Origin of the sequence: Micromonospora sp. NBC_01740, from assembly GCF_035920365.1 — a bacterium.
Classification (GTDB): Bacteria; Actinomycetota; Actinomycetes; order Mycobacteriales; family Micromonosporaceae; genus Micromonospora; species Micromonospora reichwaldensis.
This window is the reverse complement of sequence record NZ_CP109150.1, coordinates 3,381,350-3,397,371: the sequence shown is the minus strand read 5'-3', so window position 1 is coordinate 3,397,371 and position 16,022 is coordinate 3,381,350. Positions and strand designations below refer to the sequence as shown.

Here is a 16,022-nt window from a genome sequence, read left to right as displayed (position 1 = left end):
TGAGTTGCGCAGCGGGCCGGAACGCGAATCCCGGTCGTCAGGCGGCCGCCGGGCCACGTCGACGGCGCTTCTGCAGCCGGCGCAGGGCCGGCGGGTGGACGTTGGCCAGCGTCAGGTCCCCGCCGTAGTGGGCGAGCACCCGGTGGTCCATCAGCCGGCGCCACACCGGCGGCGCCAGCGCGGCCAGCACCATCGTGGCGTAGCCGGCGGGCAGCTGCGGGGAGGACTCGAAGGTGCGCAGCGTCTGGTAGCGGCGCAGCGGGTTGGCGTGGTGGTCGCTGTGCCGCTGGAGCTGGAAGAGGAAGATGTTGGTCACGCTGCGGTCGCTGTTCCAGCTGTGCCGGGGGTCGACCTTCTCGTAGCGCCCGGCGGGGGTGCGCTGCCGCGCGAGCCCGTAGTGCTCCAGGTAGTTGACCACCTCGAGCAGGGAGAACCCGACCACCGCCTGGAGCGCCAGGAACGGCAGTACGCGCGGGCCGAGGGCGACGGTCAGCGCCGCGTAGAGCGCGAGGGTCATCGCGAACGCGTTCAGCACGTCGTTGCGCCACGTCCACGGGCTGCGGCCCCGCAGGCGGAACCGGGCGGCCTCCAGCCGCCACGCCGAGCGCAGGCTGCCTGAGACGGTACGCGGCCAGAACGCCCAGAAGCTCTCCCCCAGCCGGGCGCTGGCCGGGTCCTCCGGTGTGGCGACGCGGGTGTGGTGGCCCCGGTTGTGCTCGACGTGGAAGTGCCCGTACGCGGCCGGCGCGAGGGCCACCTTGGACAGCCAGCGCTCCACCGTCTCCCGCTTGTGGCCCAGCTCGTGGGCGGTGTTGATGGCGATGCCGTCGACCACACCCATCGTGGCGACCAGGCCGGCCGCCCCGGCCACCGTCAGGTCGCCCCGGGCCCAGACCGCGCAGCAGAGCACCAGGCCGGCGTACTGGGCGGGCAGGTAGAGGTAGGTCAACCAGCGGTAGTAACCGTCGGCGGCCAGCCGGGCCACCGCCTCGTCGGGCGGGTTGCGCCGGTCCTCGCCGACCAGCAGGTCGACCACCGGGATCAGGACGAACACGGCGGCGGGGGTGAGCCACCAGGCCCAGGCGTCGCCGGTGGCCCGCCAGGTCGCCCAGCCGACGAACGGCAGCGTCGGGACGAGCAGCGCCAGCGGCCACCAGGGCCGGCGGGTGTCCCGCCAGCCGGCGGCGTTGGCGGGCGCTGTGGGGTCGAGGGCCATGGCCGGCCTCCGCTCTGTCGCGGTCCTCCCTCGACTGTGACAGCCGTCACGTCTGTGTACAAGGGACTGTTTTTGTCGAACCCAGCGCGGGGAGGGGCGCGCCGCTCCGGCATCCGCGAGGGCTCCCGCGACGCGCCGGGCCGCCTTGAGTAGGCGCGGCCCTTGTCCCCACCCAGGCAGGCTGATATCCACAGATGCGCATGCGTAACCGCGCTGCGCGGGCCGGCGGAGGGCCGGCCACCCCGCTCCCACGAGGAGGTCCCGTGGCACAACCGGAGTGGACACCCTGGATGAGTCGGCGTCGACGCCGACTCATCCCCGTCCTGGCGGCGACCGCGGTGGCGGCCGCGCTGCTGCCCACCGGACCCACCGCAGCCGCCCCCGCCGGCGGCGCCTCCGCCGAGCGGCGCTCCGGCCCGTTCGCCGAGGGGCAGCACCAGCACGCCGACGTCGACAACCGCCCCGGTACCGCCGCCCCCGACGCGCGGCAGCGGGGCCTGGCGCGCAGGGCCGACCCGGACGCCCGCTGGAACCGGCTCGGCACCCCGCACGCGCTCGGCCCCGGCAGCGCGCCCCTCGCCACCGGCCTGCCCGCCGAGCCGGAGGCGGCCGCCCGCGCGTACCTCACCGGGCACCAGGACCTCTTCGGGCTGGACGCCGCGGCGGTCGACGCGATGGACCGGGTGCTGGTCCGCCCGGTCGGCGCCGGCGCGGTCGTCACCCTCCGGCAGCGCTTCGGCGACCTGCCGGCCGGGCACGACGGCCTGGTCACCGTCGCGGTCGCCGGCGGCAAGGTCCTCGCGGTCAGCTCCTCGCTGTCCCGGGACACCGACGCGCCGGCGCCGGCCACCCTCACCGACGAGCAGGCGTACGCGGCGGCGCGCGCCGACGCCGGCCTGACCGCCGAGGCGGTACGCAGCCACAGCGTCCGCGCCGTCGCCGTGCCCACCCCGCTCGACGGGCCCCGCGCCGCCTACGAGGTGACCCTGATCGGCGCCGACACCGACCACCCGGCGGCGTTCACCACCTACGTCGACGGGATCACCGGGCAGGTGCTGGTCCGCGAGGACCTCGTCGACTTCGACTCGGACAACCCGAGCTGGGCGGTCTTCCCGGCCACCCCGCCGCGCGACCTCGGCCCCGGGCAGGATCCCCGGGTGCGCTGGTGCGGCGACCCCGCGCCGGGCTGCCAGGCGGCCTTCCGCGATCCGGCGACCGGCCAGCCGTGGGACGTCGACGCGGCCACCGGCACGCCGACCGGCACCGCCCGCGGCAACTCCGCCAACACCGTGCTGTCCTGGGGCGGCGGCACGCCGGCCGTACCGGCCACGCCCAGCCCGGAGCGCCGCTACGAGTACCCGTTCACCGACCAGTGGCACCAGGCCCGCTGCAACCCGGAGGTGTTCACCTCGGCGCAGCGCAACGACGGCGACGCCGCGATCGCCAACCTGTTCGCCATGCACAACCGGATGCACGACTGGGCCTGGCACCTCGGCTTCACCGAGGCCACCTGGAACCTCCAGGCGGTGAACCTGACCCCGCAGGGCCTGGGCGGCGACGCCGAGCAGGGCCGCGCCCAGCAGGGTGCGCTCAGCGGCAACCGGAACAACGCCAACCAGGGCACGCCGCGTGACGGCCTGCCGCCGACCACCAACATGTACCTGTGGCAGCCGCAGGCCGGCGGGCCGTACCCGCCCTGCGTGGACGGCGACTACGACATGACGGTGATCGGGCACGAGTACACCCACGCCATCACCAACCGCATGATCGCCGGCCCGGACAGCGGCATCAGCGGGCACCAGGGCGGCTCGATGGGCGAGTCGTGGAGCGACCTGCTCGCCGCCGAGTACCTGTTCCAGCACGGGCTGCGCGCCCCCGGCGAGACGCCCTACGTCACCGGCGGCTACGTCACCGGCAACCTGGTCAGCGGCATCCGCAACCACGACTTCAGCCGCAGCCCGCTGAACTACTCCGACGTCGGCTACAACACCGGCGGTCCCGCCGTGCACGCCGACGGCGAGATCTGGAGCGCCACCAACTTCCGGGTGCGCGCCGCGATGATGAAGCGCTACGGCGTCGGCACCCCGCAGCGGCAGCTCGACTGCGCGCGCGGCGAGGTGGCGGTGGAGCAGTGCCCGGGCAACCGGCGCTGGTCGCAGCTGGTCTTCGACTCGTTCCTGCTCCAGGCCGCCAGCCAGGTGAGCATGCTCGACATGCGGGACAACATGCTCACCGCCGACCTGTTGCGCTTCGGCGGCGCCAACCAGGACCTGCTCTGGGCGGAGTTCGCCCGCTCCGGGATGGGCCGCGACGCCGCCACCAACGGCGCTGCCGACACGGACCCGACGCCGAGCTTCGCCGCTCCGGGCGCCGACAACGCCGTGCTCACCCTGCGGCCGAAGGGCGACAGCGCCGACGCGCCGATCCGGGTGTACGTCGGGGCGTACGAGGCGCGGGCGGTGCCCGTGGCCGACACCGACCCGGCCACCGCCCTGCCGGACACCGTCGAGCTGGTGCCCGGCACGTACCAGCTGCTCGCCGTCGCGCCCGGCTTCGGCCACCAGCGGCTGACCGTGGTCGCCAAGGCCGGCAAGGAGGGGTACGTCGACCTGCGGATGAGCCGGAACCTGGCGTCCACGGCGTCCGGCGCGACGGTCACCGGCGACGGGGTCAACCTGGACCGCATCGCCGACGACACCGAGGCCACCAACTGGGCCTCCCTGGACGGGGTCGCCGGGCGGCAGGTGACCGTGGCGCTGCCCGGGGACGCGCCGCAGGTCGTGAAGCGGGTGAACGTCAGCGCCATGCTGCGCCCGGCGATCGCCGGCGACGCCGACGCGGGCGGCCAGAACGCGCTCAGCGCGCTGCGCTCGTTCGCGGTGTCGGCGTGCAACGCGAAGACGACCGACTGCGCGGATCCGGCGAACTGGCGGCGGATCCACACCAGCGCGCCCGACGCGTTCCCGGGCGGGGCGTACCGGGCGTACGTGCCGGACATCAACCTGCGCGAGTTCGCGGTGCCGACCACGCTGGCCACGCACCTGCGGTTGGAGGTGCTCGCCAGCCAGTGCACCGGCGGCCCGGCCTACGCCGGTGAGCAGGACGACGACCCGGCGACCACCACCGACTGCGCGACGGCCAGCCCGGCCCGTACGCAGGTGCGCATCGCCGAGTTCCAGGCGTTCTCGAAGTGACCGCCCGTCGGGGCCGGTCGGCGTGCCGGCCGGCCCCGACGGACCACCTCCGGCCGTCGACCCGGGCGGACCGCCGCCGGGCACGCGTACCCGTGACTCCGCCGGACCACCGCCGGACAGTCGTACCTGTGGCCCTCGGTCAGCGGCGGGCGGCCCGCCACCGTCCGGGCGCGACGGGCCGTTCCCAGCGCCGGTCCGGCCCGACGTCGTCGTCCGCGCCGGCCGCCCGGGTCAGGTGACGCAGCCGCAGCAGCAGGCCGAGGCCGAGCGAGAGCAGCAGCCCACCGAGCAGGAACGCGGCCTGCACGGCCCCGAAACCGCTGGCCCCCGCCACCGGCCGCCCCGTGCCGGCCGCCGGCAGCGCCCCGTCGGTCACCGGCCCGTCGGTCGCCAAGTCGTCGGTCACCGGCTCGTCAGCCGCCGGCTCGTCGGTGGCGGGCGCAGCCCCCGGCTCCGCCGCTCCCCCGGACTCCCCGGCCGGTCCGGTCGTGTCCGTCGGGGCGGGGCGAGGCTCCGGCTCCTCGGGCGCGGCCGTCCGGGTGGTCGCCCCGACCACCGACCGCGTCGCCGTCTGTCGGGACAGCAGCCGCAGGTTCGCGTCGTACGCCTCCGCCGCGAGAGTGATCCGCCCCCGGGTGACGTCACCGGCGAAGGCCAACCGGTAGCGGGCGGTGACCGTACGCCCGGGGCAGAGCGTGCCCGGGTCGAGCCGGCGGTCGGTCAGCCGGGCCACCTCCCCGTCGGCGCGGATGTCCAGCGGGAACGAGCCGGTCTCCTCGACCCGGTCCACCCTGACCTGGTCGAGCCGCATCCCGCGCACCCGCAGCACCATCGACCAGCGGACCTTTACGCAGCCGCCGTCGTCGCGGGAGACCACGGCGGAGACGGTCTCCACCCGGCCCCCGGCGGTGAACTCGTCCGGCAGGCCGCTCAGTTCGGTGGCGAAGGCCGCCTGCGCGGGCGCGGGCAGACCCGCCCCGGTCAGGCAGCCGAGCACCACCCCGGCCCGTAGCGCGTACCGCCACCTGGTCGCCACCGTTCCCACCTCCCGTCGGTCGCCGCCAACCCGCAACGCTGCCAGCGCCGCCGGCCAGCCGGTAGACGGGCGTGTTCGCACCGATCGCCAACCGCGGGGGCCGATTTCACCGACGGTGGTGAACCGGTCACCCCCTCCCCGCGACACGCCCGGCCCCGACGACCGCGCGGCGGCAACCGGCCGAGGGGCGACCGGCGGCGGCGACCGGCTTGCGGCGGCCGGTCGGGGCGGCCCTCGATTAGCCGCCGGTCGGGGGCGATCCGGGGTGGCGCCGGTCGGCGGGTCCGGGTGGCGGGGGACAATCGCCGGCGTGTCCGACCTTTCCGCCGCCTTCGTCCGCCTGCACGCCAGTCTCTCCCCGGTCGCCTTCGTTCCCGAGGTGCGGCTGCACCAGGCGGACGACGCCATCGGCCTGTGGGAGCTGACGGAGGGCGAGTTCCGCAGCGCGCAGCCGCCGCCGTTCTGGGCCTTCGCCTGGGCCGGCGGGCAGGCGCTGGCCCGGTACGTCACCGACCACCCGGAGCTGGTCGCCGGCCGCCGGGTGCTGGACCTCGCCGCGGGCTCCGGCCTGGTCGCCATCGCCGCCGCGCGGGCCGGCGCCGCCGCCGTGCGCGCTGTGGAGATCGACGAGCTGGCCGTCGCGGCCGTCGCGGTCAACGCCGAGGCCAACGGGGTACGCGTCGACGCCGAACTCGGCGACGTCCTCGACGGCGACGCCGGTGGGGCCGAGGTGGTGCTCGCCGGGGACGTGTTCTACAGCCAGGCGATGGCCAACCGGGTGCTGCGCTTCCTGCTCCGGGCCGCCCGCGCCGGGGCCCGGGTGCTGGTCGGCGACCCCGGCCGGGCCTTCCTGCCCCACGACCGCTTCGACGAACTGGCCGTCTACGACGTGCCGGTGCCCGAGACGCTGGAGAGCGTACGGGTGAAGCGCACCACGGTGTGGCAGTTGCGGGCGGGGCTGCCGGGGGCGGGCCGCTAGCGTGTCGGCGTGCTGTTCCGGAGCTGGGCGCAGACCGCCGACGCGCACTGGCCGGACGTGGCCCGGGTACGCGACCACGTGGGGGTCGCGCACCTGGTCGTGACCCGGCACGCCCTGGTCCGTGAGGTGCTCACCGATCCGGCGACGTACCGGCCGGACAACGCGCTGGACGCGGTGACCCCGATCCCGGTGGTCGCGCTGCGGGTGCTGGCCGGGCACCGGTTCCGGCTGCCGCCGACCCTGGCGAACAACGGTGGCGCCAGCCACCCGGCGATCCGGGCGATCGTCGCCGACGCCCTGCACCCGACGCGGGTCGCCGCGCAGCGGCCCTGGCTCACCGACCTGGTCCGGGAGCGCGTCGGCGGGATCGCCGCCACCCTGGACGCCGGCGGGTCGGTGGACCTGTACGCCCGGCTCGCCGCCGACCTGCCGCTGCTGGTGCTGGCCCGGCTGGTCGAGCTGCCGGACGCGCCGGTCGGCGCGGTGAAGGAGTTCGCCCGCGCCGCGCTGGAACTGTTCTGGGCGCCCCTGGACGCCGAACGGCAGCAGGCCCTCGCCGCCGAGGTGGGCCGCTTCCACCGGGTGCTGCGCGAGTTCGCCGCGACCGGGGGCGGGCTGGCCGGGTCGCTGCGGGCCGCCGGGCACCCGCCCGACGTGGTGGTGGGCGCGCTGTTCTTCCTGCTGGTGGCCGGCCAGGAGACCACCTCGCAGTTCCTCACCCTGCTGCTGCACCGGCTGACCGGCGAGCCGGCCGTGCTGGCCGGCCTGCGCGACGGCACCGTCGCGGTCGCCGACGTCGTCGAGGAGGGGCTGCGGCTGGAGCCGCCGATCGTCACCTGGCGGCGGGTGGCGGCGGTGGACACCACGCTGGGCGGGACGGCGGTGCCGGCGGGCACCAGCATCGTGCTCTGGCTGGCCCGCGCCGGCCGCGACCCGTCCACCGTCGACGCGCCGGACGAGTTCCGACCCGGGCAGCGCGGCTCCCGCCGGCACCTGGCCTTCGGGGCCGGCGCGCACCGCTGCGTCGGCGACCAGTTGGCCCGGATGGAGGCGGCCGTGGTGGTCGCGGAGACCGCCCCGCTGCTGGACGGCGTCAGCGTGCTCCGCGAGCCGTGGTGCCCGGACAACCTGACCTTCCGGATGCCCGACGCGTTCGTCGTCCGCCGCCGCTGACCGGCCCACGGACGCCGTACCGCACCGGCCCGGGGGTGCCGTGCTCTCCGGGGTGGCCCCGGTGGCCCGCCAACGGACACCCGGCTCGCCGAGCGGCACGCGGCCCGGTGCGCGGCACGCGGCCCGGTGATCAGGACGCCATGGACCTTTGCCGGCGGTTTTAAGGTCCATGGCGTCCTGATCACCACCGGCGATGCGGCACCGGAGGGCTGTGTCGGCGGGCGGTGGGCAGGTCGCGGCGGCGGCCCGTGTGGGAGAGGTGGCGGCCCCGTGTGGGAGAGGTGGCGGCGGGACTCGACGAAAGTCAGGGGACGGTGGTGCCGTTCGGGCGCGGTCGGGGCGGGGGTTCCGGACCTAGCGTCGGCGCATGATCACATTACGTGGGTTGACGAAGCGGTTCGGGGGCACGACCGCCGTCGACGCCCTGACCGTCGACATCGGGCCCGGCCGGGTCACCGGCTTCCTCGGCCCGAACGGCGCCGGCAAGTCCACCACCATGCGGATGATCCTCGGGCTGGACCGCCCCACCGCCGGGCAGGCGCTCGTGCGCGGGCGGGCGTACCGGGAGCTGCGGCGCCCGCTGCGTGAGGTCGGCGCGCTGCTCGACGCCCGGGCCGTCCACCCCGCCCGCTCGGGTCGGGCGCACCTGCTCGCGATGGCCCGCAGCAACGGGATACCGGACCGCCGGGTGGACGAGGTGCTCGCCACCGTGGGGCTGGACGCCCGTGCCGCCGCCAAGCCCGGCCGCACCCTCTCCCTCGGCATGGGCCAGCGGCTCGGCATCGCCGGGGCGCTGCTCGGCGACCCGCCGGTGCTGATGTTCGACGAGCCGGTCAACGGCCTCGACCCGGACGGGGTGCGCTGGGTCCGGCAGCTGATGCGATCCCTGGCCGACGAGGGCCGGACGGTCTTCGTCTCCAGCCACCTGATGACCGAGATGCAGCTCACCGCCGACCGGCTGGTGGTGATCGGCCGGGGCCGCCTGCTCGCCGACGCCCCGATCGACGAGGTCATCGCCGGCAGCGCGGTGGCCGTGCGCGTACGCAGCCCGCAGCCGGCCGGCCTCGCCGCCCTCGCCGGGCGCCTCACCGCCGCCGGGGCCGCCGTCGAGCCGGCCGGCCCCGACGAGCTGACCGTCACCGGCGCCACCGTCGAGCGGATCGGCGACCTGGCGTACGAGCTGGGAGTGCGGCTGCACGAGCTCAGCCCACACGGGGCCTCCCTGGAACAGGCCTTCATGGAACTGACCGCCGACAGCGTCGAGTACGCCGGCACCCCGACCGTGAGCGAGGCACGATGAACACGATCTCCGCCGAGTGGACCAAGGTGTGGTCCGTGCGTTCCACCTGGTGGTCCTTGCTGGCCGGGGTGCTGCTGATGGCCGCCACCGCCGGTCAGCTGGCCATCTACGCCGCCAACGCGAACACCAACGACGACCCGGCCGACGACGCCGGGATCGTCACCGCCGGCAGCGTCGTGATCGGCTCGGTCGAGCTGACCCAGTACGCCGTGCTGGCGCTGGGCCTGCTCGTGATCACCAGCGAGTTCACCAGCGGCACGATCCGTACCACCCTGCAGTGCACGCCGTCGCGCGGCCGGGTACTGCTGGCCAAGGCCGTGGTGACCGCGGCGGTGACGTTCGCGCTCGGGCTGCTGCTCGGCGCGGTCGGCGCGCTGGTGGCGCGGCCGGTGCTCGGCCGCTGGGGCGCCGCGCCGGCGGGCGGCACCGTCGGCGACGTCCTGGCGGTGGCGACCTACCTGGCGCTGGTCGGCGTGCTGGCCCTCGGGCTCGGCGCGGCCCTGCGCAGCGCGGTGCTCACCCTGACCGTGCTCGTCGCCACGCTGATGATCGTCCCGCTGTCGTTGCAGGAACCGGACATCGCCGTGCTCAACCGGATCGCCGACGCCTTCCCGGGGGTCGCCGGCGGGCACTTCCTGGCCGGGGACACCGACCCGTACCCGGCACCGGTCGGGTTGCTCCTGCTCGCCGGCTGGGCCGGCGCCGCGCTGCTGCTGGGCCGCGCCGCGCTGCGCCGCCGCGACGCGTAAGCCGGGCGAACGCGCGAGACCGCCGGGACGTGCGAGGCGCCGGGGCGGGGCGGGTCAGCCGGTCGGCTCGACCAGCCCCGCCTCGTACGCGAGGATCGCCGCCTGCACCCGGTTGCGCACCTCGAGCCGGGTGAAGACGCTCGTCAGGTAGCTCTTCACGGTGCCCTCGACCAGGTGCAGCCGGCGGGCGATCTCGGCGTTGGACAGGCCCGCCCCGACCAGCGCGAGCACCTCCCGCTCCCGCTCGGTCAGCCCCGCGAGCCGGTCCCGGGCCACCGGCCGGCGGGCCAGCCGGTCACCGCCCAGCTCGATGACCCGACGGGCCACCTGCGGTGACAGGTACGCGCCGCCGTCGGCGACGGCGTGCACCCCGGCGATCAACTCGCGTGGGTCGCCGGCCTTGAGCAGGAATCCGCTCGCCCCGTGCCCGAGCGCCCGGGCGACGTGGTCGTCCTCGCCGAACGTGGTCAGCATGAGCGTCGCCGTCTCCGGCACGAGCCGGCGGATCTCGGCGGCGGCGGAGAGCCCGTCCAGCCTCGGCATCCGGATGTCCAGCAGCGCCACCCGGGGCCGGTGCGCCCGGACGAGTTCCACCGCGGCCCGGCCGTCACCCGCCTCGGCCACCACCTCGATGCCCGGATCGGTGGCCAGGATGGCCCGGACACCGGCCCGGATCATCGCCTCGTCGTCGGCGAGGACGACCCGCACCGGGCCGGCCGTGTCGGCGTTCATCCGTCGATCCGCTCCTTGCTGACCAGCCGGCCCTCGACGAAGCAGAGCCGCCACGTCGGCTGGGCCAGGGGGAAGTTGCCGTCGGTGTAGTGCTCGCAGCCGGGACGCGCCGTCCCGGCGGGCGGGGCCGACTGCCGTCGGGGCAGCCCGGTCAGCTCGGCGCGCTGCGCGCCCACGGGCATCCGCGCGAAGGCCCCGTCGTCGAGGACCGTACCGGCGGTGGCGACCGGGTAGTAGACGAGGGAGAGGACCAGCGCGAGGCCCGCCGGGGCGCCGAGCGCCGTCAGCAGGCTGAGCCGGACCCGCCGGCGGGCGTCGCGCAGCCGCCGCTCGGCCTCGCCCGGCCGCTCTCCCGGCGCCCCACCGTCGGACGCGTCGGCGCCCGCACCTGGGGCGACCGGAAACCCCGGCCCGTCCGCCTCGTCCGCCTCGCCCGCCGACCAGCCGCCCGCCGGCCACCGGCCACTGGCGGGGCCGGAGTCGCCTCCACCCGACGGGAGGGCGTCGGCGCCCGCCCGGGCCGCCGCCGGCAGGCGGGCACGGACGGCGAAGCCGCCACCGTCCTGGTGACCGGTCGTCAGGACGCCGCCGGCGAGCCGGACCCGCTCGGCGAGGGCGAGCAGGCCGGAACCGGTGGACGGCGGGCCCGGCAGCGGCCCGGCCGGTGGCGCCGCGTTGACGACGGCCACCTCGACCCGGTCGCCGTCGCCGCGCAGGACGACGGTGACCGCCGCGCCGGGGGCGTACCGGGCGGCGTTGGTCAGCGCCTCGCGGACCACCCGGTGCGCGGCGTGCGCGGCCATCGGCGGCAGCTGCGCCAGGGCGTCCGCGCCGTCCAGGCGCACCGCCATGCCCGCCTCCCGGGCCCCGTCGACCAGTTCGGTGACGCTCTCGTCGGCCGGCCGGGTGGTCGCCGCCCCGTCCGGCTCCCGGAGCACCCCGATGATCCCGTGCAGCCGCTCGGTGGCGGCGGCGACACTGGCCCGCAGCTCCCCGGCGGCGGCCCGGTGCCGGGGCGCGAGGTCGTCGGCGACCTCCAGGGCGGCGGCGCGCAGGGCGATCAGACTCAGGTCGTGCCCGAGCGAGTCGTGCATCTCCTGGGCGATGCGGGCCCGTTCCCGCAGTCGGACCCGCTCCGCGGTGCCCCGCCGCTCGCGCTCCCGCGCCTCGGCGTGCCGGCGGCCGGCCTCGGTCAGGGCGGCCTGCTGCCGCCGGTACCGCCCGACGAGCCACGGGAACACCCCGGCGAAGAGCAGCACCGAGGCGAGCAGGAACCAGGTGGCCGCGCCGGTGCCGAGCAGCCCCAGGTTGAGCGCGGTGCCGCCGGCCGCGAGCGCGGCGAAGGCGACGGCGGCCGGGCGGGCGGTGGCGCTGCGGCGACCGGTCAGATAACTGAACACCGGGATCGCGAAGAGGAAGTTGCCGTCCAGCAACGACCCGAGCACCACCCCGACCAGGGCGACCACCGGCCAGCGCCGGCTCACCGCGACCGCCACCGCGAGCAGCAGCAACGCGCCGGCCAGCCGGGCGGTGGCCGGCCCCGCGTGCGGCGGGGTGACAAGCGCGTACGCGATCGGGGCAGCGGTCGTCGCCCACAGGAGCAGGTCGCCGAGCCGCCGCCGGACGACCTCCCGGGACCGCACCGCGCCGCCCACCCGGACGGACCACCAGTTCCCCACGGCGGTCAGGCTACCCACGCCCGACCTGCGCCGGCACCGACGAAAGTCAGGTGCTCAGCTGATCTCCTCGGCCCACGCGCGCCAGTCGTCGAGCACCCCGTACAGGGCGGGGGTGAGCCAGCCGGACGCGGACCGGCGGAAGACCCCCGGATCCATCGCCCCGGTCCCGGCCGGAAGGGCGCCCATCAGCCTCGGCACCAGGTCGGTCAGGTTGGCCCAGTGCACCAGCTCCGGCGCCGCCGGCCAGGCCCCGACCACCACGCCCGCCGGCACCCCCCGACGTTCCAGGGCCTCCAGCGTCAACGCGGTGTGGTTCAGGGTGCCCAGGCCGGCCCGGGTCACCACCACGGCCGGGCAGCCCAGCGCCACCGCCAGGTCCGCCACCGTCCAGGGCTTCCCCTCCGGCCACAGCCCCATCGGCACGAGCAGGCCGCCCGCGCCCTCGACGAGCACCAGGTCGTGCTTGTCGGCCTCCTCGCGGACCGCGTCGACGGCGGTGTCCAGCTCCAGCGGCGCCAACTGGGCGACCCGGGCCGCCGCCAGCGGGGCGAGCGGGTCGGGGAAGCTGGCCAGGGTCCGGCCGGTCAGCGGGGCGGCCAGCCGGTTGACCGCGTCGACGTCGCCCGGCTCGCCGCCGGCCGTACCCGTCTGGGCGGGCTTGACCACCGCGACCCGCAGGCCGGCCGCCTGCGCGGCGGCCGCGATCGCCGCGGTGACCACCGTCTTGCCGACGTCGGTGTCGGTGCCGGTCACCAGCACCGGCCCGCGCCACGGCCCGGTCATGTCCCCACCCCGGCTCACGGTGTCACCCTTGTTCGCGACTGCGGGGCTCGCAACCCCAGCTCACTCCTCGCGCTCACGGCGTCACCCTTGTTCGCGACTGCGGGGCTCGCAACCCCAGCTCACTCCTCGCGCTGACGGGTGCACACTCCACGATGGTCTCCAGTGCCCGCTCGAAGTCCGCTCGGGAGATGCCGGCGCCGATGGTCAGCCGCAGCCGGGACCGGTTGTCCGGCGTGGACGGGGGCCGGAAACAGCCGACGGCGACTCCCCGGTCGCGGCAGTCGGCCGCCCAGGCGCTCGCCGCCTCAGGGCCGGGAGCGGTGACCGAGACGACCGCGCCGTCGGGGGCGGAGACCGCCAGCCCGGCGGCGCCCAGCCGGCGTACGACCAGGGCGGCCCGCTCGGCCAGCTCCGCGCGCAGGTCGTCGCCGGCGCGGGCCAGCCCGACGGCGGCGTGCACGCCCGCGGCCACGGCCGGAGGCAGCGCGGTGTCGAAGATGAAGGTCCGGCCGGTCTCGATCACGTGCCGGACGAACTCCGCCGGCCCGGCGACCACCCCGCCCGCGCCGCCGAGGGCCTTGGAGAGGGTGGCGGTGACGACCACGTCGGGCTGGCCGGCGAGGCCGGCGGCGGCGACGCCCCCGGCGCCCGCCGGGCCGGTCACCCCGAGGGCGTGCGCGTCGTCGACCAGCAGCAACGCGCCGTGCTCCCGGGCGACGGCGTGCAGCCGGGCCAGCGGGGCCAGGTCGCCGTCGACGGAGAAGACCGACTCGGTGACGACCACCGCCGGCCGGCCGGGCGCGGCGGCGAGCGCGGCGGCCACCGCCGCGACGTCGGCGTGCGGGGTCACCACCGTCTCGGCGCCCGAGATCCGGCAGCCGTCGATCAGGGAGGCGTGGTTGTGGGCGTCGGAGACGAGCAGCGTACGGGGCCGCACCAGCGCCCGGACCGCCCCGAGGTTCGCCAGGTAGCCGGAGGAGAAGACGAGGGCCCGTTCGGCGCCGAGCCAGTCGGCGAGGGTGTCCTCGAGCGCGTGGTGGGCGTCGGTGGAGCCGCGCACCAGCCGCGACCCGGTGGCCCCCAGCCCGTACGCCGACAGCGCCCGCGCCGCCGCGGCGGTGACCTGGGGGTGGGTGGCCAGGCCGAGGTAGTCGTTGCCGGCCAGGTCGACCACGGCGTCGCCGGCGGCCCGCGGTCGCAGCCGGCGGGTCAGCCCCGCCTTCGCGCGTAGTTCGGCGCGGCGGTCGAGCGCCGCCAGCCAGTCCGCCACCGTCACCCCCACGCCGCCCGGCCGGCCGTCGTCGGCCGATTCCGCCGGGCGAAATTACCACCCACGGCCCCGGGCCCGGCGTGTCCACCCCTGCGCCGGCGGCCCGACACGCGGGCCGTTTCTCCCGGCCAGGTGGCCTTGTAGGGTACGAGCCATGCCAGAGATCCTCGACCAGGCCCGAACCCAGGTGCTGGAGAACGGCGTCGGTCTCGACGAGGCCGGCGTCCTCGCCGTGCTGAACCTGCCCGACGAGCAGCTGCCCGCCGCCCTCCAGCTCGCCCACGAGGTGCGGATGCGGTGGTGCGGGCCCGAGGTGGAGGTCGAGGGGATCGTCTCGCTGAAGACCGGCGGGTGCCCGGAGGACTGCCACTTCTGCTCGCAGTCGGGCCTGTTCACCTCCCCGGTCCGGTCGGTCTGGCTGGACATTCCCTCGCTGGTCGAGGCGGCGAAGCAGACCGCGGCGACCGGGGCGACGGAGTTCTGCATCGTGGCGGCGGTGCGCGGCCCGGACGCCCGGCTGATGAAGCAGATGCGCGAGGGCGTCGCCGCGATCAAGGCCGAGGTCGACATCCAGGTGGCCGCGTCGCTGGGCATGCTCAGCAAGGAGCAGGTCGACGAGCTGGTCGACATGGGCGTGCACCGCTACAACCACAACCTGGAGACCTGCCGCTCCTACTTCCCCAACGTGGTCACCACGCACTCCTGGGAGGAGCGCTGGGAGACCCTGCGGATGGTCCGCGAGTCCGGCATGGAGGTCTGCTGCGGCGGCATCCTCGGCCTCGGCGAGACGGTGGAGCAGCGGGCCGAGTTCGCCGCGCAGCTCGCCGAGCTGGACCCGCACGAGGTCCCGCTGAACTTCCTCAACCCCCGCCCCGGCACCCCGCTGGGCGACCGGCCGGTGGTGGAGGGCAAGGACGCGCTGCGCGCCATCGCCGCCTTCCGGCTGGCCATGCCGCGCACCATCCTGCGGTACGCGGGCGGCCGGGAGATCACCCTCGGTGACCTGGGCACCCGCGACGGCCTGCTGGGCGGCATCAACGCGGTGATCGTCGGCAACTACCTGACCACGCTGGGCCGGCCGGCGACGGCCGACCTGGACCTGCTCGACGACCTGAAGATGCCGGTCAAGGCGCTCTCCGCGACGCTGTGAGCGCCCCGGTGACGACGAGCGACGCGGTGCCGGCGGCCGACAGGGCGTCGGCCGCCTGGTGCGACCGCTGCGGCGAGGCCGTGGCGGCCGGGTCGCACGACGGGTGCGCGGCGGCCCGGGTGCTGGAGCCGCCGCGCTTCTGCGCGCACTGCCGCCGGCGGATGAAGGTGCAGGTGCTGCCGGTCGGCTGGGCGGCCGTCTGCGTCGAGCACGGCGAGATCCGGGGCTGAGGGCGATGCTGCAGGGCCGGGCGGTGACCCTGCGGCCGGCGGGCGCCGGGGACGTGCCGGCGCTCGCCGCGATCCGGGCCACCCCGGAGGTCCGGCGCTGGTGGCGCGGCGGCGACGACCTGGTCGCCGCCGTCCGGGCCGACCTCGCAGACGAGGCCCTGACGGTGTACGCGATCGAACACGACGGCCGGGTGGTCGGCGCGATCCAGTGGTACGCCGAGGACGACCCCGACTACCGGCACGCCAGCATGGACGTCTTCCTCGACCCGGCGGTACGCGGCGCGGGGCTCGGCGGAGACGCGATCCGCACCCTGGTCCGGCACCTGATCGACGAGCACGGCCACCACCGGTTCACCATCGACCCGGCGGCGGCGAACACGGCGGCCGTCCGGGCGTACGCGAAGGTCGGCTTCCGTCCCGTCGGGGTGCTGCGCCGCTACGAACGCGGCGAGGACGGGCGCTGGCACGACGGGCTGCTGATGGACCTGCTCGCCGACGACCTGGCCGACTGAGCCGACCGGGTCGAGCCTC

At 76.3% G+C, this 16,022-nt stretch carries 14 protein-coding genes; 8 read left to right on the top strand and 6 right to left on the bottom strand.

What is annotated here, in order from left to right:
* Positions 1–37: 37 nt before the first annotated feature.
* Positions 38–1,216 carry an alkane 1-monooxygenase gene (locus OG989_RS15895; RefSeq protein ID WP_327030932.1) on the bottom strand — a complete coding sequence of 393 codons (1,179 nt, stop codon included), beginning with the start codon at positions 1,214–1,216 and terminating at the stop codon, positions 38–40.
* A 290-nt stretch (positions 1,217–1,506) separates the two neighbouring features.
* On the opposite strand from OG989_RS15895, the gene OG989_RS15890 reads away from it, so the two are divergent.
* Positions 1,507–4,410: a M36 family metallopeptidase gene (locus OG989_RS15890; RefSeq protein WP_327030931.1), complete on the top strand. Its 2,904-nt coding sequence runs from the start codon at positions 1,507–1,509 to the stop codon at positions 4,408–4,410.
* Between the two features lie 139 nt (positions 4,411–4,549).
* On the opposite strand, the gene OG989_RS15885 is transcribed toward OG989_RS15890, so the two are convergent.
* Entirely contained in the window at positions 4,550–5,446 is an 897-nt protein-coding gene (locus tag OG989_RS15885) for a hypothetical protein (protein WP_151455790.1), read from the bottom strand.
* Positions 5,447–5,756: 310 nt separating this feature from the next.
* On the opposite strand from OG989_RS15885, the gene OG989_RS15880 reads away from it, so the two are divergent.
* The 4 genes from OG989_RS15880 (at position 5,757) to OG989_RS15865 (ending at position 9,647) form a co-directional block, all read left to right on the top strand.
* A complete protein-coding gene (locus tag OG989_RS15880) occupies positions 5,757–6,425 on the top strand; it encodes a class I SAM-dependent methyltransferase (protein ID WP_132233190.1) in 669 nt (222 codons plus the stop codon).
* Between the two features lie 9 nt (positions 6,426–6,434).
* Positions 6,435–7,598 carry a cytochrome P450 gene (locus OG989_RS15875; RefSeq protein ID WP_327030930.1) on the top strand — a complete coding sequence of 388 codons (1,164 nt, stop codon included), beginning with the start codon at positions 6,435–6,437 and terminating at the stop codon, positions 7,596–7,598.
* A gap of 367 nt (positions 7,599–7,965) precedes the next feature.
* Positions 7,966–8,898, top strand: a complete 933-nt coding sequence (locus OG989_RS15870; RefSeq protein WP_151456271.1) for an ATP-binding cassette domain-containing protein — start codon at positions 7,966–7,968, stop codon at positions 8,896–8,898.
* On the top strand, positions 8,895–9,647 hold the full coding sequence (locus OG989_RS15865; RefSeq protein WP_151456272.1) for an ABC transporter permease subunit: 753 nt from the start codon (positions 8,895–8,897) through the stop codon (positions 9,645–9,647). Before OG989_RS15870 ends, OG989_RS15865 begins: the two co-directional genes overlap by 4 nt.
* A gap of 54 nt (positions 9,648–9,701) precedes the next feature.
* Here OG989_RS15865 and OG989_RS15860 read toward each other — a convergent pair whose 3' ends face one another.
* The 4 genes from OG989_RS15860 to OG989_RS15845 all read right to left on the bottom strand — a co-directional run bounded on the left by OG989_RS15860 (position 9,702) and on the right by OG989_RS15845 (position 14,111).
* The gene (locus tag OG989_RS15860; RefSeq protein WP_151456273.1) at positions 9,702–10,379 is read right to left on the bottom strand and encodes a response regulator; all 678 of its coding nucleotides are present in this window, start codon (positions 10,377–10,379) and stop codon (positions 9,702–9,704) included.
* Positions 10,376–12,058: a sensor histidine kinase gene (locus OG989_RS15855; RefSeq protein WP_327030929.1), complete on the bottom strand. Its 1,683-nt coding sequence runs from the start codon at positions 12,056–12,058 to the stop codon at positions 10,376–10,378. The genes OG989_RS15860 and OG989_RS15855 overlap by 4 nt, the downstream gene beginning before the upstream one ends.
* 54 nt (positions 12,059–12,112) lie before the next feature.
* Entirely contained in the window at positions 12,113–12,841 is a 729-nt protein-coding gene (bioD, locus tag OG989_RS15850) for a dethiobiotin synthase (protein WP_151456282.1), read from the bottom strand.
* A gap of 73 nt (positions 12,842–12,914) precedes the next feature.
* Positions 12,915–14,111: an 8-amino-7-oxononanoate synthase gene (locus OG989_RS15845; protein WP_151456274.1), complete on the bottom strand. Its 1,197-nt coding sequence runs from the start codon at positions 14,109–14,111 to the stop codon at positions 12,915–12,917.
* Positions 14,112–14,265: 154 nt separating this feature from the next.
* Here OG989_RS15845 and bioB point away from each other — a divergent pair, with 154 nt between their 5' ends.
* The 3 genes from bioB to OG989_RS15830 are packed head-to-tail and all read left to right on the top strand — an operon-like array spanning position 14,266 to position 16,003.
* Positions 14,266–15,261, top strand: a complete 996-nt coding sequence (bioB, locus tag OG989_RS15840; protein WP_151456275.1) for a biotin synthase BioB — start codon at positions 14,266–14,268, stop codon at positions 15,259–15,261.
* A gap of 8 nt (positions 15,262–15,269) precedes the next feature.
* The gene (bsaP, locus tag OG989_RS15835; RefSeq protein ID WP_151456276.1) at positions 15,270–15,491 is read left to right on the top strand and encodes a biotin synthase auxiliary protein BsaP; all 222 of its coding nucleotides are present in this window, start codon (positions 15,270–15,272) and stop codon (positions 15,489–15,491) included.
* A 5-nt stretch (positions 15,492–15,496) separates the two neighbouring features.
* Positions 15,497–16,003 (top strand): GNAT family N-acetyltransferase, encoded by a 507-nt coding sequence (locus tag OG989_RS15830; RefSeq protein ID WP_327030928.1) that lies wholly within the window; start codon positions 15,497–15,499, stop codon positions 16,001–16,003.
* Positions 16,004–16,022 lie beyond the last annotated feature (19 nt).